Here is a 24,462-nt window from a genome sequence, read left to right as displayed (position 1 = left end):
TCAAAAAAAACGATGATCAACAATAATTTATCGAAAAACGATAATTTATTGCTTATTTACAACGTTTAATGAGTGAGACCCACATAGTCCTTCATCTACACCACAATAATTTGGTCGATTGTGATCGCCGAATCACAATGTGCAGGTGTGATTGTTTATATTCAAATAAATCCAAATAAATTCAAATAGTTAAGATAAACATCATGCTACGAGCAACGATCGCATGACTAAGTGTTACTAGCTTCGCCGTATCTGCCAACGCACCTCTTCCTTCTGGTGAAGACCGGATCAATCATGCTACTGAAGGGTTAGCACCTTACTGATTGATGCCTAGCGCTCAAGGGGAACTGATAGGCAACATCCCTACTTTCCGCTGTGATGACGGTACCTTGCTCGATGTTTCCGATGTGTGACCTGAACTGAACAAAGGCTGGATCATGCCGCACTTTGGCAAAGAGTTCACTCGGATGAAGTCACGCCAAACCTATGCCTATGGCGTGCTCTACCATCTTACCGGAGACAAGCAGGCTTTAGCGCTTACCAAGCAAGGTACCTACTACATCATTGACCAACTAGAAAATAAGCAAAATGATGGTGTAGGGCTTGAACCTAAGCGTACCAAGGCTTTTTATTGGGGCAATGGCTACCATCAATTTGAGCATACTTTGATTGGTTATTTATACGCTCAGCAAGTTGCCGCTAAACCAGAAACCCTTTACTACGCTAGAACAGTGAAATGCCAATGGAACCGTATTACTACCAAGGGGATGTAGTTAAGTTGGAGAATCTTAGAGATGGAACACAGAAGGTCAGCTTTAATAACATTCGACCTTAGCGTGGGGTTAGCTCTGAATAAATAGACTCACGACAAAGCCTGAAAAACAATTTTCAGGCTTTTTAATGACTACTTTCTTTTACCCTGCTCAACCAGCTTTTCATTCCACGCCGTGTTACCGTCACGCTTGGTCACATCATATTCAGAACAGAACTGAGAGATGGTCATGTTGCTGTCGCCAGTAGCAAGTTTAAGAGCCAACTGAACTTGTTGAAGCTTGCTTTGTAAACGCAAGATTTGGCCAGCATTTGGGCTTTTCTCTTTGGCATATTTTAAAGCCGCATGTTTACGCTCGGCAGCACCCGCTCGGCGATCTGCTTCTGATAACAGATACTTTAATTGAGCAACACTTTTACCTTTCTTGAAGGCAGGATCAAGCAACTCAACGCATTCATCAAACGATGGGTTGATAACGTATGGATCAACTTTATGAGCTTGTTGGCGCATCCACTCTAGAGCGAGTTTTTCATCTGACATAATTAAATCTTTACCAAAGAAATAGCCCTATATGGTATCGCTCAATAGCAAACCGCTGCAATAACAAATTTAATCAGCACGCCTTTTAATGGGCTTAGAACGAAAAAGCACCTAAATGTGACAAAGGCGAACCAATATACCCAGTTAACAACTCGCACAACACAGATTACTGAGCGAATGATTTCTTTGATCGGTAAAAAGCCCATGTTCGTACATATGGGTTCAAAAAAAGTTCGTTGAATCAAATAGGAAGAGAATATGAAAGACATCACCCTGTCAAAGAACGATCTTCAAACAATGGATCAACGCCAGCGCATTCGTTTAGTTAATTCCCTGTCTGGGTTCAAAAGCGCCAACCTCATTGGTACTTGTGATAAACAGGGTGTCGAGAACCTTGCGACAGTGAGCTCGGTTATCCATCTTGGGTCTGATCCTGCTCTGCTTGGCTTTATTGTTCGTCCTGACAAAAGTCGTCGTCATACGCTAGAAAACATTGTAGAAACTCAGCATTTCACCGTTAACAGCATTGGAGCCGATTTTGTGAAAAAGGCCCATCAAACCTCGGCTCGCTACCCCAAGCCAGTCTCTGAATTTAACGCGGTCGGTCTCACACCCTATTATGACGACTTTTTTCCCGCTCCCTTCGTCTTGGAAAGCAATTTAAAAATAGGGTTAGCGTTCAAAGAAAAGATCACAATCGAAAGCAATCAAACTCAAATGCTGATCGGTGAGGTTGTAACGATTCACGCACCCAAGCACGCTCTAATGCCGGATGGCTACCTTGATTTAGAAGCGTTGGATATAGTCACGGTATCAGGACTTGATAGCTACCACGTAACTCAAAGGCTGCACCGATTAAGCTACGCCAAACCCGGTGAGCCATTGTTTCCGCTCACCCGAGAAGGCGATCCCACCTCATGGTAAGTCCTTCAACCTAACTCAAAGTCATTTTGTTCAGCAATTTGCCATCAAAAGTGCTAACTTCCTTTAATTCTAAGAGATGCATCTCCGACAAGTGCGTCTCGCTGAGCATCCCATTCATTCTTCTGTCTGTTTCCAAGGACTCTTTTGAAGTTAACTCGCTTTAAATACAAAACGCGCGAAGGCCCAGACTACCGACATGGCGACCAATTGTCTTTCATGGACATTAAACAGACCTTCGGTATGGGCAGCATTCGTGTGGGCGCTTGGGTAACCAAAGAAGAGAAGGACTTGGCTGCGAACTTGATATTCGATTCGCTAGCAGACTTAGCTTACATCTTGGCTTTGCCACCAGAAGCAATTGGCCTGCGCGGAACCTTAGGTTTAGCGTTCGGCAGTGGCGGCAGAAAAGGCGTGCAAGCACACTACGCGCCTAACCAACGAGAACTAGCCCTCGCTAAGAATGCCGGAGCTGGCGCGCTCGCTCACGAGTTTTGGCATGCATTTGACCACTACATTGCTGAAAAAGCGTTTGAGATTGGTGACACCTCAGGCCCGAGAAAACACATCTTGTTTGCCAGCGATTGTTGGTTACACGATCGAAAAGTAAGACCTCATCCATTAAACGAGAGTCTGATGTCGCTGTTCGACACTACACTACTCAGTGAGAATAACTTGGATAAACACGATTACGTTACCCGAAGTGTCATAGCCGACAAAGCGACATCTGCCCGTTATTTCTCGTTACCAACAGAGATGATGGCACGCGCTTTTGAATCTGCCATTGAATCCTGCTCAGATATCGAAAACTCATATCTAGTCGATGGTACAACAAAGCCGGATATGTTCCCCCTCTATCCAGACCTCACGCATAGAGAAGAAATCTACAATGCGATACAAGGCTATTTTGCACCGCTAGGCCGCTCTTTAAGTAAGTAGCGTTTTGAACAGCTAGAACAATAGATGATCCAAAGTTCAAAACTGTTTATAGTCGATACACTTCAACATATATGATTCAGAGGCTGTAATGATCCGTTGGCCATCTTTAGTAAAACTCGACGGCGATGATGAACTGATTTACGTCGCATCCGAGAGTGACTTTCAGGCAGAATGCTCAGACATGATCTTGGGCGAAGATGATTACCTCATCGATTCTGAAGGTAAAAACTATTCGCTTAGATCCAGCTCACACCAACTATCTCTCACCAAACGACCTGAGCAATATTCGGTTGAAAACGTGACCAAACTGATTCGCAACCATGAGTTCCAGAAAGCCGAAGTGTGCCTAATGAAAATTCACTTCCCAACTATTGAAGAAGCGATTCAGTCTTTGGCTTTTGAAGCTCGTTAATATCGACTCAGAAAGCCAGTGCTTCAAATCTCCCAAACAAAAACAGCGCCAATACAGGCGCTGTTTTTTTGTTTATGAGCTTGATAATACATTAAGCGATAAAAATCTGTGCCAGTGCGTAGCCCAAGCAACATGCGCCTACTACACCGATTAAACCCACCGACATGAATGAGTGGTTAAAGTACCACTTACCAATCTTGGTAGTGCCAGAGACATCGAAGTTCACTGTTGCGATATCTGATGGGTAGTTCGGAATGAAGAAGTAGCCGTAAACCGCTGGCATCAAGCCGATAAGCAGCGCTGGGTCTAACCCTAAACCAAGGCCAACGGGTAGCATCATACGTGCAGTAGCCGCTTGTGAGTTCACCACAACCGATACGATGAATAGCGCTAGCGCGAACGTCCAAGGGTAATTCGTTACCATTTCCACGATGCCAGATTTGAACTGAGGCATTGCGTATTGGAAGTAAGTATCCGACATCCAAGCGATACCGAAGATAGCAATCGCCGCCACCATACCCGATTTAAATACCACGCCATTTGGCACGTCACGCGGGTCAGTTTTGGTCGCCAACAAGATGATACCGCCGAAACAGAGCATCATCATTTGGATGATCACCGACATCTTAATTGGCTTATCGCCGTCTACGATAGTTCTGATCTCAGGCACCATAGCCACGATAACAATCACGACAATCGACAATAGGAAAATCAAAACCGCATTACGAGCCGAACTAGGTAGCACTTCATCTAATGATGTTGCTGTGGTGCTCTCAATACGCTTTTTCCACTCAGGATCTTTCAAACGCTCTTGGTACTCAGGATCGTCATTCAGTTCTTTACCGCGTTTTAGGCTGTACAAAGAAAGTAGAAAGGTACCGAATAGCGTTGCAGGCACCGTCACCAATAGAATTGAAAGCAAAGTGATAGAGTGTTGAATATCCGACAACTGCGCTAAGTAATAAACCACGGCCGCCGAGATTGGTGATGCTGTAATCGCTAGTTGAGATGCAACAGAAGCTGCTGCCATCGGGCGCTCAGGACGAATCCCATTCTTCAATGCCACATCACCGATAATAGGCATGATGGAATACACCGCGTGGCCAGTACCCAATAAGAAAGTCATCGAGTAGGTTACGAAAGGGGCTATCATGGTAACGCGTTTCGGGTTCTTTCTTAGCACCCTTTCCGCCACTTGTAGCATGTATTTCAAGCCACCAGCCGCTTCGAGGATCGAGGCACAAGTAACAACAGCAAGGATGATCAACATTACTGTGACAGGTGGAGATGTTGGTGGCATCTTGAAGACAAACACCTCAATAACCAAACCAATACCAGAAACAACACCTAAGCCAATACCACCATACCGAGAACCGATATAGAGAACGACAAGTAAAAATAGAAACTCAAAATACAACATAAGCAACCCTACTAAAAATCTGGACTAATGATATTTTCTTCCTAAGCTCAGCCATTTACTTATTGCTTGGTCACACTATGATTGCAGGCTCCCACAAATTGTTTTTTCTAAGATTATGGTCACGCTAACCTACCTGTAAGTTTATGAAATGTAATAAGAAACCAGACAAACGAGCTAAATTTGTTATGTGGAATAATCATAATTGTTTCTATTAGAACTGGATAGCCTATAAAATATCAAGCTCATAACTGAACGATATTATCCCAACCACAATCAATCACACTTTAAGTCACTCAGAAACATATTATCAAGCCGATCGGATACATTCTTACTGAACGCTGACTCGCCTATACCTAGTGGCTATGTCAAAATACTCGCCCTCACGACCACAACACATAAAGAACCACGGATATGAAATTCCAAGCAGCTATTTTTGATATGGATGGCCTACTCCTTGATACTGAGCGCCTGTGTATGCAGATTTTTGAAGAAGCATGTCACGCGCAGGGTGTCCCATTTTTAAAGGACGTTTACTTAGGCATCATCGGCTGTAACGCAAAAACTATCGAACAGATTTTTAGAAATGGTTATGGCGAAGATCTTGATTATCCGGCTCTAAATAATGAATGGCGTACTCGCTACAGCGCGATTGTTAAGAACCAAGCGATTCCAGTCAAAGATGGCGTGATTGAGTTGCTTGAATGGCTAAAATCAAACGACATTCCAATTGCGGTGGCAACCTCCACTCAGCTAGATATCGCAAAGAAGAAGCTTGAGTTAGCAGGCCTAGATTCTTACTTCACTTCACTAAGCACAGGCTGCGAAGTGAGTCACGGTAAGCCTCACCCTGAGATTTACTTGCTGGCGGCAGAACGCCTAGGTGTTGCGCCTGAAACCTGCCTAGCGTTTGAAGATTCAAACAACGGCATTCGTGCATCAATGGCGGCGAATATGATTAGCTTCCAAATTCCAGACTTGGTTGAGCCTTGCGAAGAAGTAAAAGCGCTTGGACACACCATCAGCCCTTCTCTGCGTGATGTGCTAGCACAGCTTCAACAAGCTGCAGCTTAAACTCTCACTACTGTTGATAATGTTTTTATCTGTCTCGTCCTAAAATACGTAGACAAGCCTCTCTATCAAGCCGACTCACAGAGTCGGTTTTTTTGTTGATATTCCTTTAATAAAAGATAAAAACTCGCCCTTGAAACTGTTAAGGTCGATGTGAAATATATGCTAAGTAATAAGCAACATTGCTAACGTCTAAATATGGAGAAAGAGACGCGTGAAGGAAAAGTTTGAAGACCAACTGCTTGATTTTGCACAGCGAGAGATGACACAAGATGCCGCGCACGACATCAGCCACATCAAGCGCGTAGTCAAAGCTGCAAAGGCTTTATGTATCAAAGAACAAGCGAAGCTTGAGGTCGTACTGCCTGCTGCTTATCTTCATGATTGTTTCACCTTTCCTAAGAATCATTCAGACAGAGCCCAAAGCTCAATAATGGCAGCAGACAAGGCGATATCTTTCCTTAAATCTATCGACTATCCCGCGTCCTATCTGGATGAGATCCACCATGCGATTGTCACGCACAGCTACAGCGCTAACATCACGCCAGAGACCTTGGAAGCTCAAATCGTCCAAGATGCCGATCGCCTTGACTCTCTCGGTGCAATTGGCATTGCACGCTGTCTCTACGTTGGTCAAAGCTTCAATGCCGAACTCTATAATCATGAAGACCCGTTCGCGAAGCAGCGCGACTTGGATGACAAGAATTACAGCGTCGACCATTTCTACGTGAAGCTGTTTAAGCTCTCTGAAACCATGAATACAGAATCCGCCAAATTAGAAGCCAACAAACGCACTGACTACATGCGTGGCTTTATTGAACAGTTGGGTGCGGAAGTTTAGCGGCTTAGAAAAAGAGACACGCGATAAGGAAGAGACAAAGATATGGAAATAAACCGCTTTAAAGCCTCCAATGCCGACGAAATCGTCACTTGGTTCACATCACTCGAAGACTACGTACTATGGGGCGGACGAACCTTTGGTTGGCCGTTAGAAGCGGCTTCAATCATCGAACGGTCTCAAGAGCCCCATGTCGAGCTTTACACATTCTCCACGCCTAGCACTAATCCAAATACCAATGAATTGCTCGGTTTTATGGAGTTTCAGCGCATGTCAGACAATGAGCTTCGCTTTTGCCGAGTTGCGATTCACCCAGACCAACGAGGCAAAGGACTAGGGCAATCTATGATAGAAAGTGCATTAGAAGCTGCGAAACAAATCCCTGATGTCACCATCATCAGCTTAGCGGTCTTCCAGCAGAATATCGGAGCAAAACGTTGCTACGACAAAGTGGGTTTTCAGGTGGTCGACGAAGAGCCGAGCGTCAAAGAATTCAATGGTAAAACATGGCCCTTGTATCAGATGGAATTAAAGCTCTCTTAATTGGCTTTCATTTGATTTGAAGACAATGGCTTAAGCTCCTTTTCATATAGAAATTAGTCCCCATATCATAAAGAATCGCTTTAGTTTGGAACCTCCAATGACCCAAGAAAAATTCGACACCATTTACCAACGTGCCGCTCACCGTAAAGGTGGCGCAGCCGAGTTAGAAAAGATTGTTCGTGCGCCTCTTTCACAAGCCAAGCTATCGCAAATCACCGACGACCGCTGGCTGGCAGCCTTTACCGAAAAGGTATTCCAGTGCGGTATTTCATGGAATGTAGTGAGAAAGAAATGGCCGCAATTTGAAGAAGTGTTCTTTGAGTTCGACATCGAGAAAATGTTAATGCTGCCAAATGAGATGTGGGAACAGAAAGCACAAGATCCACGCATTATTCGCCACCTCACCAAGGTGATGACCATCCCTGCCAACGCCACCATGATTCACAATGCCAAGCGTGAAGCGGATTCATTCTCTCAAATGGTAGCCGACTGGCCTGCAGAACGGATAACAGAGCTGTGGGATTACCTGAAGAAACACGGCAAGCGATTGGGCGGAAATACAGGCGCCTACACCCTGCGTCAAATGGGCAAAGACACCTTTATCCTTTCTTCTGACGTTGAAGCGCACCTGCGCAGCACCGATGTGGTCGATAGCGGCCGTAACACCAAGCGAGCACAAGTCGCGGCAAGTAAGGCTTTCAACGAATGGCAGCAGCAATCAGGTCGTAGCCTGAGCGAAATCAGCCAGATCGTGGCATACAGCTGTGGCGATAATCGCGTCTAGTTTTAGGGCGAATGACTTAAAGATCTAGATTGCACACAGTTTCCTGCAAATAAATGTTACAAATCATTAACAAATAAGCGTGTGTCGCACTTTCATCCGGTGGCATTGTATAGATAAGTGTATACAATAGAGAGTAATACTCATGAATTATTCTCGACCAACCCAACTCGACTAAACAAGGGTCCTTATCTCTATGACAGTTCTCAAAAACTCTGTCTCCAAAGGTGTAAAAACGAAAGTAACAGGCCAGACTCAAGACGATGTTGTTTACTGCCATATCTTCGACGCGATACTAGAACAAAGGCTGCCACCAGCCACCAAATTAAGCGAAGAAGCCCTAGCAGAAATTTTTAGCGTTAGCCGCACTATCATTCGCCGTGCCTTACTGCGTTTATCGTTAGAACAAGTTGTGGTGATCCGTCCTAACCGAGGTGCTGTGATTGCAGCCCCAACAGTAGACGAAGCCAAGCAGATATTTAAAGCACGTGAAGTGATGGAAATTGCTATCACTGAGCTAGCGGTTAAGAACGCGACCAAAGCTCAAATCAAAGAGTGTAGAAAACTGGTTGCGAAAGAAAACTGCGCCTTCGAGCAAGGTGACTACGGCTCTGGCTTACGTTTGTCTGGTGAGTTCCACATCAAACTGGCTGAAATGGCTGAGAACGCGCCACTGCTGGCATTCCAACGTAGCTTGGTATCGCAAACCTCTCTGCTTATTGCCCAGTACGAAACCGGTAACCATTCAAATTGCTCTCTCGATGAGCATGAAGGTTTACTTGATGCAATAGAGTCTGGCGATGAAGAGCAAGCCGTTGACCTAATGCGAGAGCACCTGAGCCACATTCGCTCCAAGCTAAATCTAGACAGCAACACAGCTTCGAGCGATCTGCATGTTGTGTTCTCTGATTTGCTTAAAAACAAGTCATAACGAGTTGAGTTCCAGCCTAGCTCTAACAGCTTCCTGTTGACAACTTTTTGTTAATAACTTTCTGTTAACAAAAAAAGAGAAGTAAGCCTCAGGGTTTACTTCTTTTTTATGCCTTCCCCATAATGATAGACGCGAAGATTGAATCATTTTCGTCTCAAAATACTCTTGATTTAGACCTAAATAGCGCTCTTAGCTTCTACAACATTTAATCCACCAAAGCCAAGACCGTGCCTTAATTTTGTATACATAGCCATTAATACACTCACACCATAAAACTCAACACTTCTAATTTAAATCCTAATAAAACAGATGATTAAATCCAAAGTAAAATTGTACACAACCCCAAACCAGCCTTGATTGTTGCATTTTTGTAAATGAATAGTTGACCATAGGGTCAGGATGAATAATTATTGACCTAGAAGTCAAAAAGAATACACATTGAAAAATGTCGATTTACAAGGAGGTCTCTTGATTACTTTTTTGCTCAATCAGGAAATAAGACGTGAAGACAATCTGTCGCCGAATATGACAGTGCTCAACTACCTTCGTACCAAGGTTAATAAAACGGGTACCAAAGAAGGTTGTGGGTCAGGCGACTGCGGTGCATGTACGGTGGTTCTGGGTGAAGTGGTTGATGGACAGCTGCAATACCGCTCGGTGAACTCTTGCCTTACGTTCGTTTCAGCGCTGCACGGTAAACAGCTAATCACAGTAGAAGATCTGCAAAACCGAGATAAGTCACTGCACCCAGTGCAAAAAGCGGTGGTTGATTTTCACGGTTCACAATGTGGTTACTGCACGCCAGGCTTCATCATGTCGATGTTTGCGCTAGGCAAAAACAAACCCGATGCGAGCAAAGAAGATGTCATGGAATCACTGGCAGGTAACCTCTGTCGTTGTACCGGTTACCGACCAATTGTTGATGCTGCGATGTCGCTTTCAACAGACCAACCTTTGATCGACCAATTTGCTGAGCTTGAACGCAACACCATCAAGAAGCTAGAAGATATTCAAGACACCGAAGCCAACTTACGCCTTGGTCACCTCACCGCTTTTTCCCCGAAAAGCACTGACGAGCTGGCCAAGCTTTTTCAAGCACACCCGAACGCTAAGCTGGTTGCTGGCGGTACGGACTTAGCGTTGGAAGTGACACAGTTCCATCGTGAAATTGAAACACTGATCAGCGTAAACCTTGTTGAAGACATGAAGGTATGCGAAGAGACAGACACTGACTTAATCATTGGTGCCAACCTGCCTATCAGCAATTCTTACGCACTACTGAAAAAACACTACCCGGATTTTGGTGAGCTGTTACACCGCTTTGCTTCCCTGCAAGTACGTAACCAAGGCACCATTGGCGGTAATATTGCCAATGCTTCACCTATCGGTGACACCCCTCCTCTGTTGATTGCCCTGAACGCAAAGATCAAACTTCGTTGCGGTGATGAGTCACGCACCATGCCGATTGAAGATTACTTCATCAGCTACAAGGTGACGGCTCAAAAAGAGAGTGAATTCATTGAACAAATCATCATCCCTAAACCAGCCAATGACAGTTTCCGAGCTTACAAGCTATCTAAACGTTTAGACGATGACATCTCTGCAGTATGTGGTGCGTTTGATATTCAAATCGAAGAAGGCAAGGTAACACATGCTCGTATCGCCTTTGGTGGTATGGCTGCAACACCTAAGCGCGCAACCCTTTGTGAAAATACGTTATTAGGCAAACCATGGACAGACGCTAATATTAAGTTAGCGATGCGAGAACTGTATAACGACTTTGAACCGCTATCTGATTTCCGTGCAAGCCAAGAATACCGTTCATTGTCGGCAGCAAATATGTTGCGTCGTTACTTCATTGAACAGCAAAACAAAAATAACCAAATCGAAACAAGGGTAACGTCTTATGTCTAAATCAAATTCCTCTGTTCACAAGAGCAATGCGATGACCCACGAAGAGATGGTTACCATTGCAAAACAAGACCTAAAAACTGGCGTAGGTAAAAACGTTAAACACGACAGTGCAGCCAAGCAAGTCACGGGCGAAGCGGTATACATTGATGACCGCCTAGAGTTCCCAAATCAGCTGCACGTATACGCACGCCTGAGCACTCAAGCACACGCCAACATCACCAAGATAGATTTATCACCGTGTTACGAATTTGAAGGCGTGGCTATTGCTATTCAAGCCAAAGACGTACCGGGTGAGCTAGATATCGGCGCAATTCTTCCAGGTGACCCTCTGCTTGCCGATGGCAAAGTAGAATACTACGGCCAACCTGTGATTGCGGTAGCAGCCAACGATTTAGAGACCGCACGCAAAGCCGCACATGCAGCCATTATTGAATACGAAGAGCTACCTGCCATTCTTGATGTCAAAGAAGCACTGGCAAAAGAGCACTTCGTGACAGAGAGCCACACTCAACAGCGTGGTGACTCGAAAGCCGCATTGGCAAAATCGAAACACGTGATCTCTGGTGACCTAGAGATCGGCGGTCAAGAACACTTCTACCTAGAAACCCAAATCAGTAGCGTTATGCCAGCCGAAGATGGCGGTATGATCGTCTACACCTCGACTCAAAACCCGACCGAAGTTCAAAAACTGGTCGCGGAAGTGATTGGCGTACCGATGCATAAAGTCGTGATTGATATGCGTCGCATGGGTGGTGGTTTCGGTGGTAAAGAGACCCAAGCAGCCTCTCCAGCCTGTATGGCTGCGGTGATTGCCCATCTCACAGGCCGACCGACCAAAATGCGTCTACTGCGTAATGAAGACATGCAGCAGACGGGGAAACGCCACCCGTTCTACAACCAATATACCGTCGGTTTTGACGACAACGGTGTGATTCAAGGTACCGACATTACCGTTGCAGGTAACTGTGGCTACTCACCAGACTTATCAAGTTCTATCGTCGACCGCGCGATGTTCCACTCAGACAATGCTTATTACCTTGGCGATGCAACTGTGGTCGGTCACCGATGCAAAACCAACACAGCATCGAACACCGCATACCGTGGCTTTGGTGGTCCGCAAGGCATGATGACCATTGAACACATCATGGACGAGATTGCGCGTTACCTGCAAAAAGATCCTTTGGAAGTACGTAAGGCGAACTATTACGGCGAAGAAGGCCGTAACGTGACCCATTACTACCAAACCGTTGAAGACAACTTTTTACCTGAGATAACCGAACAGCTTGAACGCAGCAGTGACTATCACGCACGTCGTAAAGACATTGCCGAGTTCAACAAGCAAAGCCCTATCTTGAAGAAGGGCCTAGCGATCACACCAGTGAAATTCGGTATCTCATTTACTGCGACTTTCTTGAACCAAGCAGGTGCGCTCATCCATATCTACACCGATGGCAGTATTCATTTGAATCACGGCGGTACGGAAATGGGGCAAGGCTTAAACATCAAAGTGGCACAAATCGTTGCACAGGAGTTCCAAGTCGATGTCGAACGTATCCAGATCACCGCTACAAACACAGACAAAGTTCCGAACACATCACCAACCGCAGCCTCATCGGGCGCCGACCTCAACGGTAAGGCCGCGCAAAACGCAGCAATAACCATTAAGCAGCGCCTGATCGACTTCGCTTCTGCACACTTCAAAGTGTGGCCTGAAGAAGTAGTATTTAAGAACGGTATGGTGCAGATTCGCGATGAGATCATGACCTTCAACTCGTTTGTTGAACTGGCTTGGTTTAACCAAATCTCGCTATCGAGCACTGGCTTCTACCGCACGCCGAAGATCTATTACGATCACGAGAAAGCACGCGGTCGCCCGTTCTACTACTACGCGTATGGCGCCTCTTGTTCAGAGGTTATCATCGATACCCTAACCGGCGAAAACAAGATTCTGCGTGTCGATATTCTGCATGATGTAGGCGCTTCATTGAACCCAGCAATTGATATCGGCCAAGTCGAAGGTGGCTTTGTGCAAGGTGTCGGCTGGTTGACGACAGAAGAGTTGGTTTGGAACCAGCAAGGCCGCTTGATGACCAATGGCCCTGCGAGTTACAAGATCCCAGCGATTGCTGATATGCCAATTGATTTCAGAACGCACCTTTTAGAAAACCGTAACAACCCAGAAGACACCGTCTTCAACTCGAAAGCAGTGGGTGAACCGCCTTTCATGTTGGGTATGTCGGTATGGAGTGCATTGAAAGATGCGATTAGCTACGTGGCCGTTGATGGCGCAATTCCTAAGCTCAACACACCAGCAACGCCAGAGCGTATTTTGATGGCGATTCAGGAAGTCTCTGAAACAGCCCCGACTTCGGTCGATACTCAATCAGAAACGGCTTAAAGCTGATAGATATGGCTAGGGCGTAATAAACAGCTCAGGAAGCATAGAAGGGATTTAGGAGGACATATGTTTAAGGATAATTGGATTCACGAACTGGCAAAACTGGAAGAGAACTACGAACCATGTGTGATGGTGACAGTGCTTGAAGACAGAGGCTCAGTGCCACGTGATGCGGGTACCAAAATGCTTGTCACTCGTGACCGAATCATCGCTACGATTGGTGGTGGTCACCTTGAACATGTGGCCACTAAAATGGCGCGTGAGATGCTGATAGCCAGTGAAAAATCGCTCAAAGTAGAACGCTTTAACCTAGGGGCTCGTTTGGGACAATGTTGTGGCGGAATGGCAACATTAAGCTTTGAGCCGATTGGTACTCAACAGAACCATCTCGTGCTGTTCGGCGCTGGCCATGTTGCCAAGGCGCTGCTGCACATTGTCGCGACCCTACCCTTCCGTGTGACCTGGATTGATGAACGTGAAGAAGTGTTCCCTGACACGCTTCCTCACGGTGTCAAAAAGCTAGTCACAGACGATCCGGTTGGCGAAGTTAAACACATGCCACCGAACAGCTACTACCTAGTAATGACCCACAACCACCAGCTTGATTTCGATTTAACGAAAGCCATTATCGACCGTGAAGACAGCCGTTACTTCGGCATGATCGGCTCGCTGACCAAGCGTAAGAAGTTCGACTTCCGCTTAGAGCAACGTGGTTACAGCCAAGAGCAAATTGAAACTATGGTTTGCCCGATTGGCATTAGCGCCGTGAATGGCAAACATCCTGCTGAAATTGCGGTATCGGTTGCGGGTGAACTGATCGCACACTATCAGGGCCAAGCACTTGAACAAAAGCGCCCAACCAAACAATATCAAAATCAGGATTTGACCGATCAACACAGTCAATCAAGCGATGTAGGCGAACCTCCTTTGGAAGAGAAGATCGCCTAATACAAGTCGCAAAGCTTCGGTAGCCATAACGTTACTGAAGTCATTAAAAGGAAGTAAACATGACAACGCAACGCAAAGCTTATCGCGCCAGTATTTTACACAGCGTAGCCGACCCAAAAGACGTCGGTATCGATGAGTCTTACGACTATTTTGAAGATGGTGTTTTAGTGGTTGAGAATGGCCACATCGTAGACTTAGGCCATGCCGATGACGTATTGGCACGTCAGCCTAAAACACTCGAAGTAAAAGAATACAAAGACAAACTGATCACCTCTGGTTTTATTGATACGCACATCCACTACCCTCAAACGGGGATGATCGCGTCTTACGGTGAGCAGCTTCTTGATTGGTTAGAGAACTACACCTTCCCAGAAGAAAAGCGCTTTAAGAATCCAGTCTACGCACACAAAGTGGCAAAGCTATTCCTAGACGAATTGGCAAGCAACGGCACCACCACAGCACTCGTGTTTGGCACGGTACACAAAGAGTCGGTCAACGTATTCTTCGAAGAAGCTGAGAAGCGCAACCTACGTATGATCGCAGGTAAGGTTTTAATGGATCGCAATGCGCCCGATTACCTTACCGACACACCAGAATCTGGCTATATCGATTCAAAAGAGTTGATCGAAAAGTGGCATAAGCGCGGTCGTTTACACTATGCTGTGACACCTCGCTTCGCGCCAACCAGCACACCAGAGCAACTTGCTACTGTAGGTAAACTGCTAGAAGAATATCCAGACGTTTACATGCACACCCACCTTTCTGAAAATAAGAAAGAGATCGACTGGGTTTTAGAACTCTTCCCGGAACGCGACAGTTATTTAGACGTATACGACCACTATGGCTTACTGCATAAACGCTCTGTATTTGCACACGGTATTCACTTATCAGACTGCGAATGCAAACGCCTAGCGGATACCGAATCAGCCATTGCCTTCTGCCCTACTTCAAACCTGTTTTTAGGCTCTGGCTTATTCAAGTTGCCAAAAATGGAAGAGCACGGTATTCGTGTTGGAATGGGGACAGACGTTGGCGCTGGTACCAGTTTCTCGATTCTTCAAACCATGAGCGAAGCGTACAAAATCATGCAGCTTCAACAAGAGAAACTTCACCCAGCTAAATCGCTATTCTTAGCCACATTAGGTGGTGCACGTTCTCTGCATTTAGAAGATAAAATCGGTAACTTAGAAGTAGGCAAAGAGGCCGACTTCGTGGTACTGGATCTGCACGCGACACAACTGATGCGCTTCAGAATGGAACAAGCGACCAAGCTTGAAGAAAAACTATTTGTACTGATGAGCTTGGGTGACGACAGAACCGTCAGCGAGACTTACATCTACGGTGAGAAAGCCTACGACGTCAATTTCAAAGATTACAAAAAGCTTGTGAGTTAGCGAATAACTCACTGTTGTTAGGTAACCTTTGTTGTTAAAGAACCCGTCCAGATTCGCCTAACCTTAAAAGACCAGTTGCTAATGCCACTGGTCTTTTTTGTGCTTCATTCAAAGAAATACAAATTATTGCCAGTGGTGTGCTCAACACCCATGACGCAGCCAAGTTATGTTGGTACGTTAGACGGTGGTAGACCAAATATTGTCCGTTTAAAACTATTGTCCGCTTAAAACAACACACGCTTAGAAAGGAATTCTATGTTCGAACAGGTCGTTAGCATTCTGTTTCCCGTTTTTGCACTCGCCAGTGCTGGCTTTGCAGTTGGTCGTTGGCTTAAGCCCGATTTCAAGCCAATCAATCGGATCAACATGGATGTTTGTATCCCTGCTTTGGTGTTTGCATCGCTGACCACCATGCCACTCGACACCGAACAACTGCCGCTAATTTCTGCTTCTTTAGTTGCGGTGTTAGTGCCCGCACTGCTGATGATTCCGATCTGCAAAATCTTTAAACTCAACTTCAAAGCTTGGGCTCCGCCACACATGTTTCGTAATAGCGGTAACCTTGCGATCCCCCTATTCACGTATACCTTTGGCGAAAGTGCCTTAGCTCCAGCGGTACTGCTGTTTGTGGTATCGGCATGTGTTCATATCAGTGTAGGCTTAGCGTTATTAAGCGAAGGTAACCCGATCAAGCAGATCTTCAAGATGCCAATATTCTTGGCCGCTTTATTAGCAATGACACTAAATTTGTCCGGTATTGCAGTGTGGAATCCTATCTACGAAGCCACATCGCTGCTTGGGCAAGCTGCTGTTCCTATCATGCTGCTGTCGCTAGGCTCACAAATGGTCAACTTGAGGCTGAGCGGTCTGAAAGTCGGCTTATTATGTACAGCGCAATCTCTGTTCACTGGAGCGATCGCTTTTACGATCATCTACTTCTTCATTCCTCTACCCACTCTACACTTGCAGATGATGGTACTGTTCACCATGCTGCCACCTGCTGTGATGAATTATCTGTTTGCAGAAAGGTTCAACGTAGAGCCGCCTAAGGTCGCCTCAATGGTTTTATTTGGCAACTTCTTAAGCGTGGTAACGCTGCCGATACTGCTGTCTTTTGCCTTGTCGATGTCCTAAAAATTACTGCGAGACCGCTGTACGACAGGCACAAAAAATGGGCAGATAGACTGCCCATTTTTACATTAGGATGGAGGTAATAGGCTTACTTCCAGAACTGAATGCTATTGAAGTTACTGTATTTCTTCACTGCACCATCGTACTTCGCTTTCATTGCAGCGAAGTCGCTATCCGTTAAATCAGATGCTGTTGAAGACTCTAGATCCACAGCTTTAAGCGTCTCAAGTGCACTTGCTTTTAGGCTAGCTGCTGAGATTTTCTTGCTACCATCATTAGTAAGCGTTGCAGACGTCACTTTCTCGCGTCCCGCAAGGTCGGCTGCAGTTGCAGTACAATTCTCGTCTCGGTTGAAACCTTTGTACCAAGTCAGCGTTTTTTCACCATCAGCGATTTGTTTGATCGTACAAGCATCAGGACTCAGGCCAACCAGTTTATTCGCATTATTAAAGTTATAAGCAATTAAGTCTGACGGAGACTGTTTTGAATACTTATCTTTTTGCGTGATCTTGTTGTCTGTTGAGCGAGCCATACGACTAACCGTCGAAGCAAAATAGAAATCAGAGTTACCTTTAGACGGAGATACCGTATCTTTTATCGCCCAGAAGTACGGTGTCTTAGTATTTTCTAAACTAACGTTAGAACCGTATAGGTACGCAAAAGAGTTGACGATAGCATCTTGGCCATCAGCAAAGTTGTCAGCCCACTGGTACGCTCGGTAGCCAATTTTCTGACCATCTTCCGACCCTTAATCCATGTAATGCTCGATGGTGAACTCACCGGAAGGCGCTTTCTTCACTTTCGCAAGATCACCGGCTTTGATGCGTAATTCAATGGAACTAAATCCAGAACCTACGATCTGATCTGCTACGTCCACTATCTCTCGTAGCCCCATGCCTAAACCACGTTACAAAACAACCAACTGGAAGCAATACAACCAATCACTTATTAACCGTGGCTCTTTGATCTTTTGGATTGATGAAGAGGCAATAAGCAGGTGGGCGCAAAGCAAACAGAATAAGCGCGGGAGGCCACGTCGGTTCAGTGATTTAGCCATCACGACAGCACTTATGGTGAAGCGAGTTTTTTATATGCCGCTGAGAGAACGGCAGCCTTTTGGGAACGGGGTCACCCTCGAAATCTCGACGTGGGTTGTCAGAAGTTATGCGGCTCAAATAAGTATTGGAAAGAGCGGTATGGATACCACAAACGTTCACTCTCAGAAACCGCGATGTATCGAGTTAAGCAGCTGCTAGAAGGGCAACTGAACTTAAGAAATTACAATGCCCAAGTGGGTGAAACTTACGCGATGATAAAAGCGTTGAACAAGCTTACTGGGTTAGGTATGCCTGAAACTTATCGTATTGACTAAGAAATACACGAAACGGGCGGCTCTGTCTCTAAACTGAATTACGCATCAAAGCCTCGATATGCGCTTGATTACACTTCCTTACAGTAAAATTATCCTTTAGGTGTTAATTTCTCGATAAGAGTAAGGCTCGAACTTGCTCCAAAACAATAAAAACTTTTGAGTACTTTTGGGAATAAGACATATGAACATAAGAAGGCGAGACTTTCTTAAATCAGGCTTGATTGGTGGTTCAGGTTTACTTGTAAGCACCTCTGTTCCGGCTCTTCCGAGATTCTCATTCGCTGAGAAAACAGGCGTAATGACAGTATCTTTTTCTGGCACAGCTTGCACTCGTGATGAAGGAGAGGCCTCCCGTGAGGAAAGTGATAAAAATATCTACCTTCCTTCAACAGGCTATATTCCCGTTAGAATCATCAAGGAGCTGAAAGGTGTTGGAATGACGGTAAGGGGGGCCGGTGAGAATGACTGGGCTCATACCAGAGATACCAGTGAACCACTGATGGTCAACGGTCCACTTAACGCGCCAGATGAACTGCTGTCTGATATTTCTAGCTATATTAGCGGAAACCAATATACCAAGTATAAGGAGTCCCTTGCAGGTTGGACTATGCCTGCATTAGCACTGCACGGTGCAAACTTGGCTGCGGCAAGTAAAGGGGATGTGTTTAACCTAATCGGTCATAGCCGAGGGGCCTGCGAAGCCATCATGGCTGCTTGGTTCTTATATGCATATGGTGACGAAAAAACACGTAATATGCCTGTTAATATCTTCGCAATAGATCCGGTTCCTGGGCCTGGCACATGGTGGAGTATTCTTACTCAACTGCCTCCAAACGTGGTTAACTACGTAGGCGTTTATTCTTGGGATCAATCATACAACCTAAACGTGCAAGATCATGCCTTCCAAGCCCTAGTTCCTCGGCCAAATGGAAGGATGAGAAACGAAAATAACGATATCACGATCCACAATCAGTCATGGTGGGACTGGATAAAAAGGTATCCAGGCTGGGCAAGCATGGCAAACGATGTACAACAAGCCGATCCTCTTGCTCCAGATAGTAACCGACCTCAACCTATTGGTTATGAGCTCTATGCCTGTCGTGGTAGACACGGCACAGTAGCCGGGAATACTACCAGTGACGGTTATTATTCTGCCGATAAGGTATGCGCAACGGTTGCTCCTGTCCCTGAGCTAATCTACAAAATGGCTAGAGGTTACCTGACCCAATGGGGAACAGATTTTGCTGTTCCTTGCGCTGTTGAAAAAAGTGTTACAGACCTAAGAAAAGAAATTCATACCTTCCATCGTGAGTTCGACATTATGGGAGGAGGAGAAACTCGTAATAGTAACTCCCTTCCCGGAAGGCCGTATGTCCGAAGAATCTCATCAATTTGGGGTCGTAACCCGAACGATACCTATTATATGGACGATGTAGTTGGCGATCCGCCATATAAACTCGCTTATCCAGTAACCAAAGAGCGAAGCAACAAAGGCTGGGTTGATTGGAAGTTTTTATGATCCCCAAATTAATTGGTGGCAGAGTTAAATCGAAATCCGTTTGTAAATTGACAAGCTGTTTATAAACAGCAGGTTAAGGTGAAGATGAGTAAAATAGAGTTAATCAAAGAAGAACTATCAAAAAATGACCTTTTCTACCATGACAGTGACATGAACTATGTCAGGTTACTTGATACTCCCAGCATATGGGGGATGTCGTTTGGTCCAGAGATAATGCCTCGTGCAATTGAACGTCAGGGGGAATTTGAGCGGGCACTTGTTGAGGTTGTACAGAAGACTCGTTATCGGTGTGATATCTCGTCGCTAAACAGTCCAGATCCTGATTGGGCGAGAGCGATTCTGGGAGCAATAGATACCGCACTTACGGAGCCTATGGGCCGAACCGAATCACCACAGTTCCGGTTCATATTTGGTCAGACGCCACTCTACCCTATCAATGAGCCAGATAATCTTATTGACTTCAAAGCCGCTCTGGTTCGCTTAATCAGAGCGCGCTCAGCATATTGGGAGATCATGCCTGAATTCGTTGTGGGTAGGTTCTACCAAAGAGTGACTGGTTCTTGGATGTCTTTACAGAAAAAATTTCTTCCAGCGTCATTAATTTCTGATTCTGATACAAAAATGACTTGGAATCACACCAAAATTATAGCCTGTGATGGTGTTGAGTCTTTGGTTGGTGGCCATAACTTGAATATGGATCTTTTCCGAAGCTATCCTCCCGTACATGATGTTTCTGTTGTTGTCCACGGTGCGGCCAGTTTAGGTTCTCAATTGTTCCTTAACGAACTATGGACGGCGGATACATTTCTGCTTACTAAGGAGTCATTAGATACTGATGACCTCACTTGGTACAACAGGGATAGCGAACCCAACTATCCACATGATCCTCTTATGATTAGTTATGTTCAGGATTACATACAGGAAAAACAGAATAGTATTCTAGAGGTCCATGAAACCGGTATTCAACCTGGAGTCGATCCTCAACCTCCCGTTTTACCTCCTTTACCTTCAGTCAATCAAATCGAAAAGTTTGATTTGCGTTCAGTCTCAGACTTAGATGCTAATGTTTTTGAAGAGCGTCAGGTGTATCACTCATACGATAAGCTAGAGGACTACAAAAAATCTGACCGCATACTCACGGTCGGTAAGTATTGGACAGGGCCTAACCGAGATACCGATTTTAAGATAGGATCGGAAATCATGAAAAAAAGCCTTATTTTAAATGCGAAACATGTTATCCGTATGTCGCAACAGGATGTGATCAGTGCTTGGAAAAAGAACTGGAAAGATCACGTCGTATGTCATTGGATTATCGAAGCATTACTTAAAAATGAAGGATTAACTGTTCAGATCGTTGTATCTCCACTAGACGCAGGTGCGGGAGCAGAAGGCGATCAGTACTCATTTGGATCGGGAGCGGTACGGACATTTGGATTGATGGAGTATTACATGACTCACGATGCAGATACCGATCAACTACTTGATGACGATGATGGTAAGCGCAAGGACGCTTTATCTCGTCTCTTCATCGCTCCATTCTTTTTTACCGATAAAGTACCTGAAGACAAGACAACTGAAGGTGAGACATACAAATGGCCAGACCTTCCAGAGCAAGGAAAAACAGCAACACTTAAATTCCAGCCATTGTCAGAGAGACCACCTAAGCAAGGAATTATTGGGCATCCATTTTGGACGACAGTGAGTGCGAGTGGGTTCTTCTATGGGGCTGTTGATTCAGCTCCCGGTAACCATTCAAAAGTAATGATTGTCGATGATGAGGTTTGTATCGTAGGTTCGGATAATCTTTACCCTGGTAATTTGGCCGAGGTCAATTACCTTATTGAAGGTGAGCATGTTAATGATTTACTTGAGTCTTACTGGGAGCCTTTGTGGAAATATTCAGGCCCGCATGCTTACTCAGGTTAGTCTATTAACGTCAGGGGGCCCATAACGCGCCTCTCTTTACCTGCCTCAGCGTCCACATAGATACGATCGCCTTACGAAAGCTGGTTAATAAACAGACCGTTATGTTCCCGTTTGGCAATTATAATTCCGTGCTGGTTTTGCGAGGGTAACTAGGACACGTTGATCTTTCGTGAGTGTTTTTTGAACAGCATGGTAAAGGTTTATAATTTGCTTCGCCAAAAGTAAAACCATAACCAATACCATGCCAAGACAAGACAAGACAAGACAAGACAAGACAATGCTAACTGTTATTCGATGGGAACTGCTACTCCAAGTTATGAAAAGTAAAGGTGTAGCTACTGATAGCTCAGAGCAAATAGGAAAAAGTCGCGGGGCAACTCAACCAAAATTCACTTAGCCGTGGATAGTGGTGGCCTACCGATTTGCTTTGATTTATCAGAAGGACAACGCCACGACATAGTGCATGCCGAAAGCTTAGTCGAGAAACTCGATGAAGCTAATACCATCGTTTGTGATAAAGGATACGAAAGCGAACCTTTCCGTACTTTTGTTAAGGAACGTGGCGGAGAAACAGTAATTGCTAAACGCAATCACGGACAAGATATCGACAAAGACAGTATGGATTGGTGTCTATACAAGTGTCGTCACTTGGTCGAAAATGCCTTTGGGAGAATTAAGCATTATCGAGTGATTTCAAGTAGATATAAAAAGTTAGAAAGGAATTCTGCCAGCATGTTATTACTGGCATTCATCTTAATGTGGCTACCGATATATTGTTGAACACGAAATGTACAGCAAAGATCAACACGCTCTAGTAATTTGAAATAGACAATAAGTTTTACGATGTCTATACGTAGGCATTTTTATTAAATTTTTAGAGGAAAGCTATAATGAAAATTAAAAAAATCATAAATACGTTTTTAGCTATTAATATTTTAATAGGCTCGGCTCATGCCGGCATTATCAATAATAATGAACCCTGGTTGGACGTTAGCGGTGAAGAAATTACTGCTAACGGCGGAAGTCTCATCAAAGAAAATAATGCTTGGTATTGGGTTGGCCATAAATTAGACCCCACAGATCAGGAGGTTAACTTTGACACTGTCATGTATAAAAATGATGACTTCGGTAGTTCGGGTTGGAAGAAAGTAGGTATAACCATTGACGTAGATGTCAACCCTGATACTGGCAAAGCATATGCGTGGGGGCGCCCATCTATACTGAAAAATCGCAATGGTAAATTTATTATAGCAGTAAAAAAGTCGGGTAATCTTGGCTTTTGGGTTAGTGACGGAAAGAACATAGAAGGGTCATATTCATACTTACAAGAATGGTCTCCGGGTGGAAAGTGGACTGTTCAAGACATGTCATTAACTAAGATAGATGGTAAGGGTTACCTAACCGCTCATTTACGACGTGGCCCAAAAAACAATCGAGAGCATAAGATCTCTCTTTATAAACTGACAGACAATCTTACTAACGTGAGTAATTTGCTCTGGGAAGAAACAAGAGGGGGCGTTGAAGCGCCAAATCTTTGGCGAGCAAATGGTGGTAAATATTACATAACTGTGTCTCAAACTAATGGCTGGGGGCCTTCATCAACAAAGTATTGGCTTGCTGAAAGTTTTGAGCCCACGAAAGCAGAATTTACTTGGTATGGTGCAGTTGATGGAGACAACTGGCATGAATTCCCGTTCATGCATGACGGTAATGAGGCCAGACGCCAAGATGGTGGAACTATTACCACAGGACATCAAGTAAGTTACATGTCTCAACATAACTTTATTCAATATGTAGATGGGCAGTTGATATATAGCGGAGACCGATTCCCAATGTTTTCAAAATATGATGATAATACCGTTTGGGGAGGCGGGAATAATTTGATGCTTCCGGTTACTTTTAAAGAAAATGGCCAACCAAAAATTAAGTGGGCTAAAGTCTGGAGCCTAAATGGAGGAACATACGACATCATGGACGTCTCTTGGTATAGGTAATAATTAAGACTTTGCACATTTATCTAGCTTAAGCTCTGCTGTCACCTTAGTTAGGCGCAGAGCAATCGCGAAACACACTAAGCAAGGACTCACATACCAGAAGAGGCTCTCTAAAGGCTGCTTTACCTGTGCCTCTCTGGTTTTTATGTATTGGTTTTTCTGCTTCTCATACTGACTCAGCATACCATCTACCCACACTGCATCACTTTCTCCTAGTGAAACACTAGGCGCAGGAACCGTAAAATCAGCCGCATTTGGCAACAGAGTGAAATCGACATCTTTAAACGTCATCGCGATGTTCAAATACCACAAACACGCTTCATGGTGCTGAACGTGATTATCTAAAGAAGGCTGACCTGTGCAGGTATCACTTCTCAGCTTATACAAAGAAAACTGCTGTACAGACTCTAAAATCGCCACCGCTCTGGTTTGTTCTGTCTCGACCCAATCACCGTATGCGCCCCATGAACCCACGGGGCGGTGTTGTTAATGTTTGAAGTTCCAAGGTAGGAGCGCATCGATATCAGGTTCAGCTTTCGCGAGCTCTTTCATGCACTTGACTATGTAGTCGTAGAGGATAAGGCCGTTGGCTTTCGCTGTCTCGACGATGCTGTAAAGCATCGCGCTCGCATCAGCACCATTTGGTGTATTTGAGAAGAGCCAATTTTTTCTTCCAATGACCAGCGGTTTAATGGCGCGTT

At 45.0% G+C, this 24,462-nt stretch carries 24 protein-coding genes and 2 pseudogenes; 20 read left to right on the top strand and 6 right to left on the bottom strand.

All coding sequences use genetic code 11. The features are described from left to right. The first annotated feature begins 203 nt into the window (after window positions 1–203). A pseudogene (locus L1D11_RS15085) lies at window positions 204–835 on the top strand (hypothetical protein). 69 nt (window positions 836–904) lie between these two features. On the opposite strand, the gene L1D11_RS15080 reads toward L1D11_RS15085, so the two are convergent. After that, window positions 905–1,312 carry a hypothetical protein gene (locus L1D11_RS15080; RefSeq protein ID WP_239833003.1) on the bottom strand — a complete coding sequence of 136 codons (408 nt, stop codon included), beginning with the start codon at window positions 1,310–1,312 and terminating at the stop codon, window positions 905–907. A gap of 258 nt (window positions 1,313–1,570) precedes the next feature. Here L1D11_RS15080 and L1D11_RS15075 point away from each other — a divergent pair, with 258 nt between their 5' ends. The 3 genes from L1D11_RS15075 to L1D11_RS15065 all read left to right on the top strand — a co-directional run bounded on the left by L1D11_RS15075 (window position 1,571) and on the right by L1D11_RS15065 (window position 3,584). Beyond that, on the top strand, window positions 1,571–2,236 hold the full coding sequence (locus L1D11_RS15075; RefSeq protein ID WP_239833004.1) for a flavin reductase: 666 nt from the start codon (window positions 1,571–1,573) through the stop codon (window positions 2,234–2,236). A gap of 144 nt (window positions 2,237–2,380) precedes the next feature. Further along, window positions 2,381–3,172: a CLCA_X family protein gene (locus L1D11_RS15070; protein ID WP_239833005.1), complete on the top strand. Its 792-nt coding sequence runs from the start codon at window positions 2,381–2,383 to the stop codon at window positions 3,170–3,172. Between the two features lie 88 nt (window positions 3,173–3,260). Continuing rightward, window positions 3,261–3,584, top strand: coding sequence for a DUF4144 domain-containing protein (locus tag L1D11_RS15065; protein ID WP_239833006.1), 324 nt, complete (start codon window positions 3,261–3,263; stop codon window positions 3,582–3,584). 91 nt (window positions 3,585–3,675) lie between these two features. Here L1D11_RS15065 and L1D11_RS15060 read toward each other — a convergent pair whose 3' ends face one another. Beyond that, entirely contained in the window at window positions 3,676–5,004 is a 1,329-nt protein-coding gene (locus tag L1D11_RS15060; protein ID WP_239833007.1) for an anaerobic C4-dicarboxylate transporter, read from the bottom strand. A 411-nt stretch (window positions 5,005–5,415) separates the two neighbouring features. Between L1D11_RS15060 and L1D11_RS15055 the strand changes: the two genes are divergently transcribed. The 10 genes from L1D11_RS15055 to L1D11_RS15010 all read left to right on the top strand — a co-directional run bounded on the left by L1D11_RS15055 (window position 5,416) and on the right by L1D11_RS15010 (window position 16,953). Then, a complete protein-coding gene (locus L1D11_RS15055; protein WP_239833008.1) occupies window positions 5,416–6,075 on the top strand; it encodes an HAD family phosphatase in 660 nt (219 codons plus the stop codon). Window positions 6,076–6,286: 211 nt separating this feature from the next. Then, complete coding sequence (locus tag L1D11_RS15050) at window positions 6,287–6,913, top strand: HD domain-containing protein (RefSeq protein WP_239833009.1); 627 nt, start codon at window positions 6,287–6,289, stop codon at window positions 6,911–6,913. A gap of 42 nt (window positions 6,914–6,955) precedes the next feature. After that, window positions 6,956–7,453, top strand: a complete 498-nt coding sequence (locus L1D11_RS15045; RefSeq protein WP_239833010.1) for an N-acetyltransferase — start codon at window positions 6,956–6,958, stop codon at window positions 7,451–7,453. A 97-nt stretch (window positions 7,454–7,550) separates the two neighbouring features. Next, window positions 7,551–8,237 (top strand): DNA-3-methyladenine glycosylase I, encoded by a 687-nt coding sequence (locus tag L1D11_RS15040; RefSeq protein ID WP_239833011.1) that lies wholly within the window; start codon window positions 7,551–7,553, stop codon window positions 8,235–8,237. Between the two features lie 193 nt (window positions 8,238–8,430). Further along, window positions 8,431–9,165: a GntR family transcriptional regulator gene (locus tag L1D11_RS15035; protein ID WP_239833012.1), complete on the top strand. Its 735-nt coding sequence runs from the start codon at window positions 8,431–8,433 to the stop codon at window positions 9,163–9,165. A gap of 468 nt (window positions 9,166–9,633) precedes the next feature. Beyond that, window positions 9,634–11,079, top strand: a complete 1,446-nt coding sequence (gene xdhA / locus L1D11_RS15030; protein ID WP_275665927.1) for a xanthine dehydrogenase small subunit — start codon at window positions 9,634–9,636, stop codon at window positions 11,077–11,079. Further along, a complete protein-coding gene (gene xdhB / locus L1D11_RS15025) occupies window positions 11,072–13,477 on the top strand; it encodes a xanthine dehydrogenase molybdopterin binding subunit (RefSeq protein WP_239833013.1) in 2,406 nt (801 codons plus the stop codon). Before xdhA ends, xdhB begins: the two co-directional genes overlap by 8 nt. A gap of 66 nt (window positions 13,478–13,543) precedes the next feature. Then, the gene (gene xdhC / locus L1D11_RS15020; protein WP_239833014.1) at window positions 13,544–14,425 is read left to right on the top strand and encodes a xanthine dehydrogenase accessory protein XdhC; all 882 of its coding nucleotides are present in this window, start codon (window positions 13,544–13,546) and stop codon (window positions 14,423–14,425) included. Window positions 14,426–14,484: 59 nt separating this feature from the next. Beyond that, window positions 14,485–15,819, top strand: coding sequence for a guanine deaminase (guaD, locus tag L1D11_RS15015; protein ID WP_239833015.1), 1,335 nt, complete (start codon window positions 14,485–14,487; stop codon window positions 15,817–15,819). Between the two features lie 255 nt (window positions 15,820–16,074). Next, window positions 16,075–16,953, top strand: coding sequence for an AEC family transporter (locus L1D11_RS15010; RefSeq protein ID WP_171367479.1), 879 nt, complete (start codon window positions 16,075–16,077; stop codon window positions 16,951–16,953). Between the two features lie 85 nt (window positions 16,954–17,038). On the opposite strand, the gene L1D11_RS15005 is transcribed toward L1D11_RS15010, so the two are convergent. Together L1D11_RS15005 and L1D11_RS22660 are read right to left on the bottom strand one after the other, a co-directional pair. Continuing rightward, window positions 17,039–17,482, bottom strand: a complete 444-nt coding sequence (locus L1D11_RS15005) for a hypothetical protein (protein ID WP_239833016.1) — start codon at window positions 17,480–17,482, stop codon at window positions 17,039–17,041. Between the two features lie 216 nt (window positions 17,483–17,698). Beyond that, window positions 17,699–17,827 (bottom strand): hypothetical protein, encoded by a 129-nt coding sequence (locus tag L1D11_RS22660; RefSeq protein WP_275665928.1) that lies wholly within the window; start codon window positions 17,825–17,827, stop codon window positions 17,699–17,701. A gap of 16 nt (window positions 17,828–17,843) precedes the next feature. Here L1D11_RS22660 and L1D11_RS15000 point away from each other — a divergent pair, with 16 nt between their 5' ends. The 6 genes and pseudogenes from L1D11_RS15000 (at window position 17,844) to L1D11_RS14980 (ending at window position 23,761) form a co-directional block, all read left to right on the top strand. Beyond that, on the top strand, window positions 17,844–18,206 hold the full coding sequence (locus tag L1D11_RS15000) for a transposase (protein WP_345772741.1): 363 nt from the start codon (window positions 17,844–17,846) through the stop codon (window positions 18,204–18,206). After that, window positions 18,182–18,322, top strand: coding sequence for a hypothetical protein (locus L1D11_RS22765; RefSeq protein ID WP_345772742.1), 141 nt, complete (start codon window positions 18,182–18,184; stop codon window positions 18,320–18,322). The genes L1D11_RS15000 and L1D11_RS22765 overlap by 25 nt, the downstream gene beginning before the upstream one ends. Before the next feature lie 181 nt (window positions 18,323–18,503). After that, window positions 18,504–19,841 (top strand): Tat pathway signal protein, encoded by a 1,338-nt coding sequence (locus L1D11_RS14995; RefSeq protein ID WP_239833017.1) that lies wholly within the window; start codon window positions 18,504–18,506, stop codon window positions 19,839–19,841. A gap of 84 nt (window positions 19,842–19,925) precedes the next feature. After that, window positions 19,926–21,767: a phospholipase gene (locus L1D11_RS14990; protein WP_239833018.1), complete on the top strand. Its 1,842-nt coding sequence runs from the start codon at window positions 19,926–19,928 to the stop codon at window positions 21,765–21,767. A 334-nt stretch (window positions 21,768–22,101) separates the two neighbouring features. Beyond that, a pseudogene (locus tag L1D11_RS14985) lies at window positions 22,102–22,547 on the top strand (IS5 family transposase); the annotation flags it as partial. Between the two features lie 110 nt (window positions 22,548–22,657). Next, window positions 22,658–23,761 carry a hypothetical protein gene (locus tag L1D11_RS14980; RefSeq protein ID WP_239833019.1) on the top strand — a complete coding sequence of 368 codons (1,104 nt, stop codon included), beginning with the start codon at window positions 22,658–22,660 and terminating at the stop codon, window positions 23,759–23,761. A 3-nt stretch (window positions 23,762–23,764) separates the two neighbouring features. On the opposite strand, the gene L1D11_RS14975 is transcribed toward L1D11_RS14980, so the two are convergent. After that, complete coding sequence (locus tag L1D11_RS14975) at window positions 23,765–24,235, bottom strand: hypothetical protein (protein WP_345772743.1); 471 nt, start codon at window positions 24,233–24,235, stop codon at window positions 23,765–23,767. Between the two features lie 12 nt (window positions 24,236–24,247). Continuing rightward, the coding region (locus L1D11_RS14970) for a transposase domain-containing protein (RefSeq protein ID WP_239833600.1) at window positions 24,248–24,462 on the bottom strand (215 nt) is incomplete at its 5' end.

The organism is Vibrio sp. Isolate32 (assembly GCF_022397955.1).
GTDB lineage: Bacteria > Pseudomonadota > Gammaproteobacteria > Enterobacterales > Vibrionaceae > Vibrio.
The sequence above is the reverse complement of the archived record's forward strand: the minus strand, read 5'-3'. Positions and strand labels throughout refer to the sequence as shown.

What these genes read in the sequence shown, in the direction of transcription:
- L1D11_RS15080 (WP_239833003.1), bottom strand. Translation starts at nt 1,312, where the DNA reads ATGTCAGATGAAAAACTCGCTCTAGAGTGGATGCGCCAACAAGCTCAT.
- L1D11_RS15075 (WP_239833004.1), top strand. Translation starts at nt 1,571, where the DNA reads ATGAAAGACATCACCCTGTCAAAGAACGATCTTCAAACAATGGATCAA.
- L1D11_RS15065 (WP_239833006.1), top strand. Translation starts at nt 3,261, where the DNA reads ATGATCCGTTGGCCATCTTTAGTAAAACTCGACGGCGATGATGAACTG.
- L1D11_RS15060 (WP_239833007.1), bottom strand. Translation starts at nt 5,004, where the DNA reads ATGTTGTATTTTGAGTTTCTATTTTTACTTGTCGTTCTCTATATCGGT.
- L1D11_RS15055 (WP_239833008.1), top strand. Translation starts at nt 5,416, where the DNA reads ATGAAATTCCAAGCAGCTATTTTTGATATGGATGGCCTACTCCTTGAT.
- L1D11_RS15045 (WP_239833010.1), top strand. Translation starts at nt 6,956, where the DNA reads ATGGAAATAAACCGCTTTAAAGCCTCCAATGCCGACGAAATCGTCACT.
- L1D11_RS15040 (WP_239833011.1), top strand. Translation starts at nt 7,551, where the DNA reads ATGACCCAAGAAAAATTCGACACCATTTACCAACGTGCCGCTCACCGT.
- L1D11_RS15035 (WP_239833012.1), top strand. Translation starts at nt 8,431, where the DNA reads ATGACAGTTCTCAAAAACTCTGTCTCCAAAGGTGTAAAAACGAAAGTA.
- xdhB (WP_239833013.1), top strand. Translation starts at nt 11,072, where the DNA reads ATGTCTAAATCAAATTCCTCTGTTCACAAGAGCAATGCGATGACCCAC.
- xdhC (WP_239833014.1), top strand. Translation starts at nt 13,544, where the DNA reads ATGTTTAAGGATAATTGGATTCACGAACTGGCAAAACTGGAAGAGAAC.
- guaD (WP_239833015.1), top strand. Translation starts at nt 14,485, where the DNA reads ATGACAACGCAACGCAAAGCTTATCGCGCCAGTATTTTACACAGCGTA.
- L1D11_RS15010 (WP_171367479.1), top strand. Translation starts at nt 16,075, where the DNA reads ATGTTCGAACAGGTCGTTAGCATTCTGTTTCCCGTTTTTGCACTCGCC.
- L1D11_RS15005 (WP_239833016.1), bottom strand. Translation starts at nt 17,482, where the DNA reads ATGGCTCGCTCAACAGACAACAAGATCACGCAAAAAGATAAGTATTCA.
- L1D11_RS15000 (WP_345772741.1), top strand. Translation starts at nt 17,844, where the DNA reads ATGCCTAAACCACGTTACAAAACAACCAACTGGAAGCAATACAACCAA.
- L1D11_RS22765 (WP_345772742.1), top strand. Translation starts at nt 18,182, where the DNA reads ATGTATCGAGTTAAGCAGCTGCTAGAAGGGCAACTGAACTTAAGAAAT.
- L1D11_RS14995 (WP_239833017.1), top strand. Translation starts at nt 18,504, where the DNA reads ATGAACATAAGAAGGCGAGACTTTCTTAAATCAGGCTTGATTGGTGGT.
- L1D11_RS14990 (WP_239833018.1), top strand. Translation starts at nt 19,926, where the DNA reads ATGAGTAAAATAGAGTTAATCAAAGAAGAACTATCAAAAAATGACCTT.
- L1D11_RS14980 (WP_239833019.1), top strand. Translation starts at nt 22,658, where the DNA reads ATGAAAATTAAAAAAATCATAAATACGTTTTTAGCTATTAATATTTTA.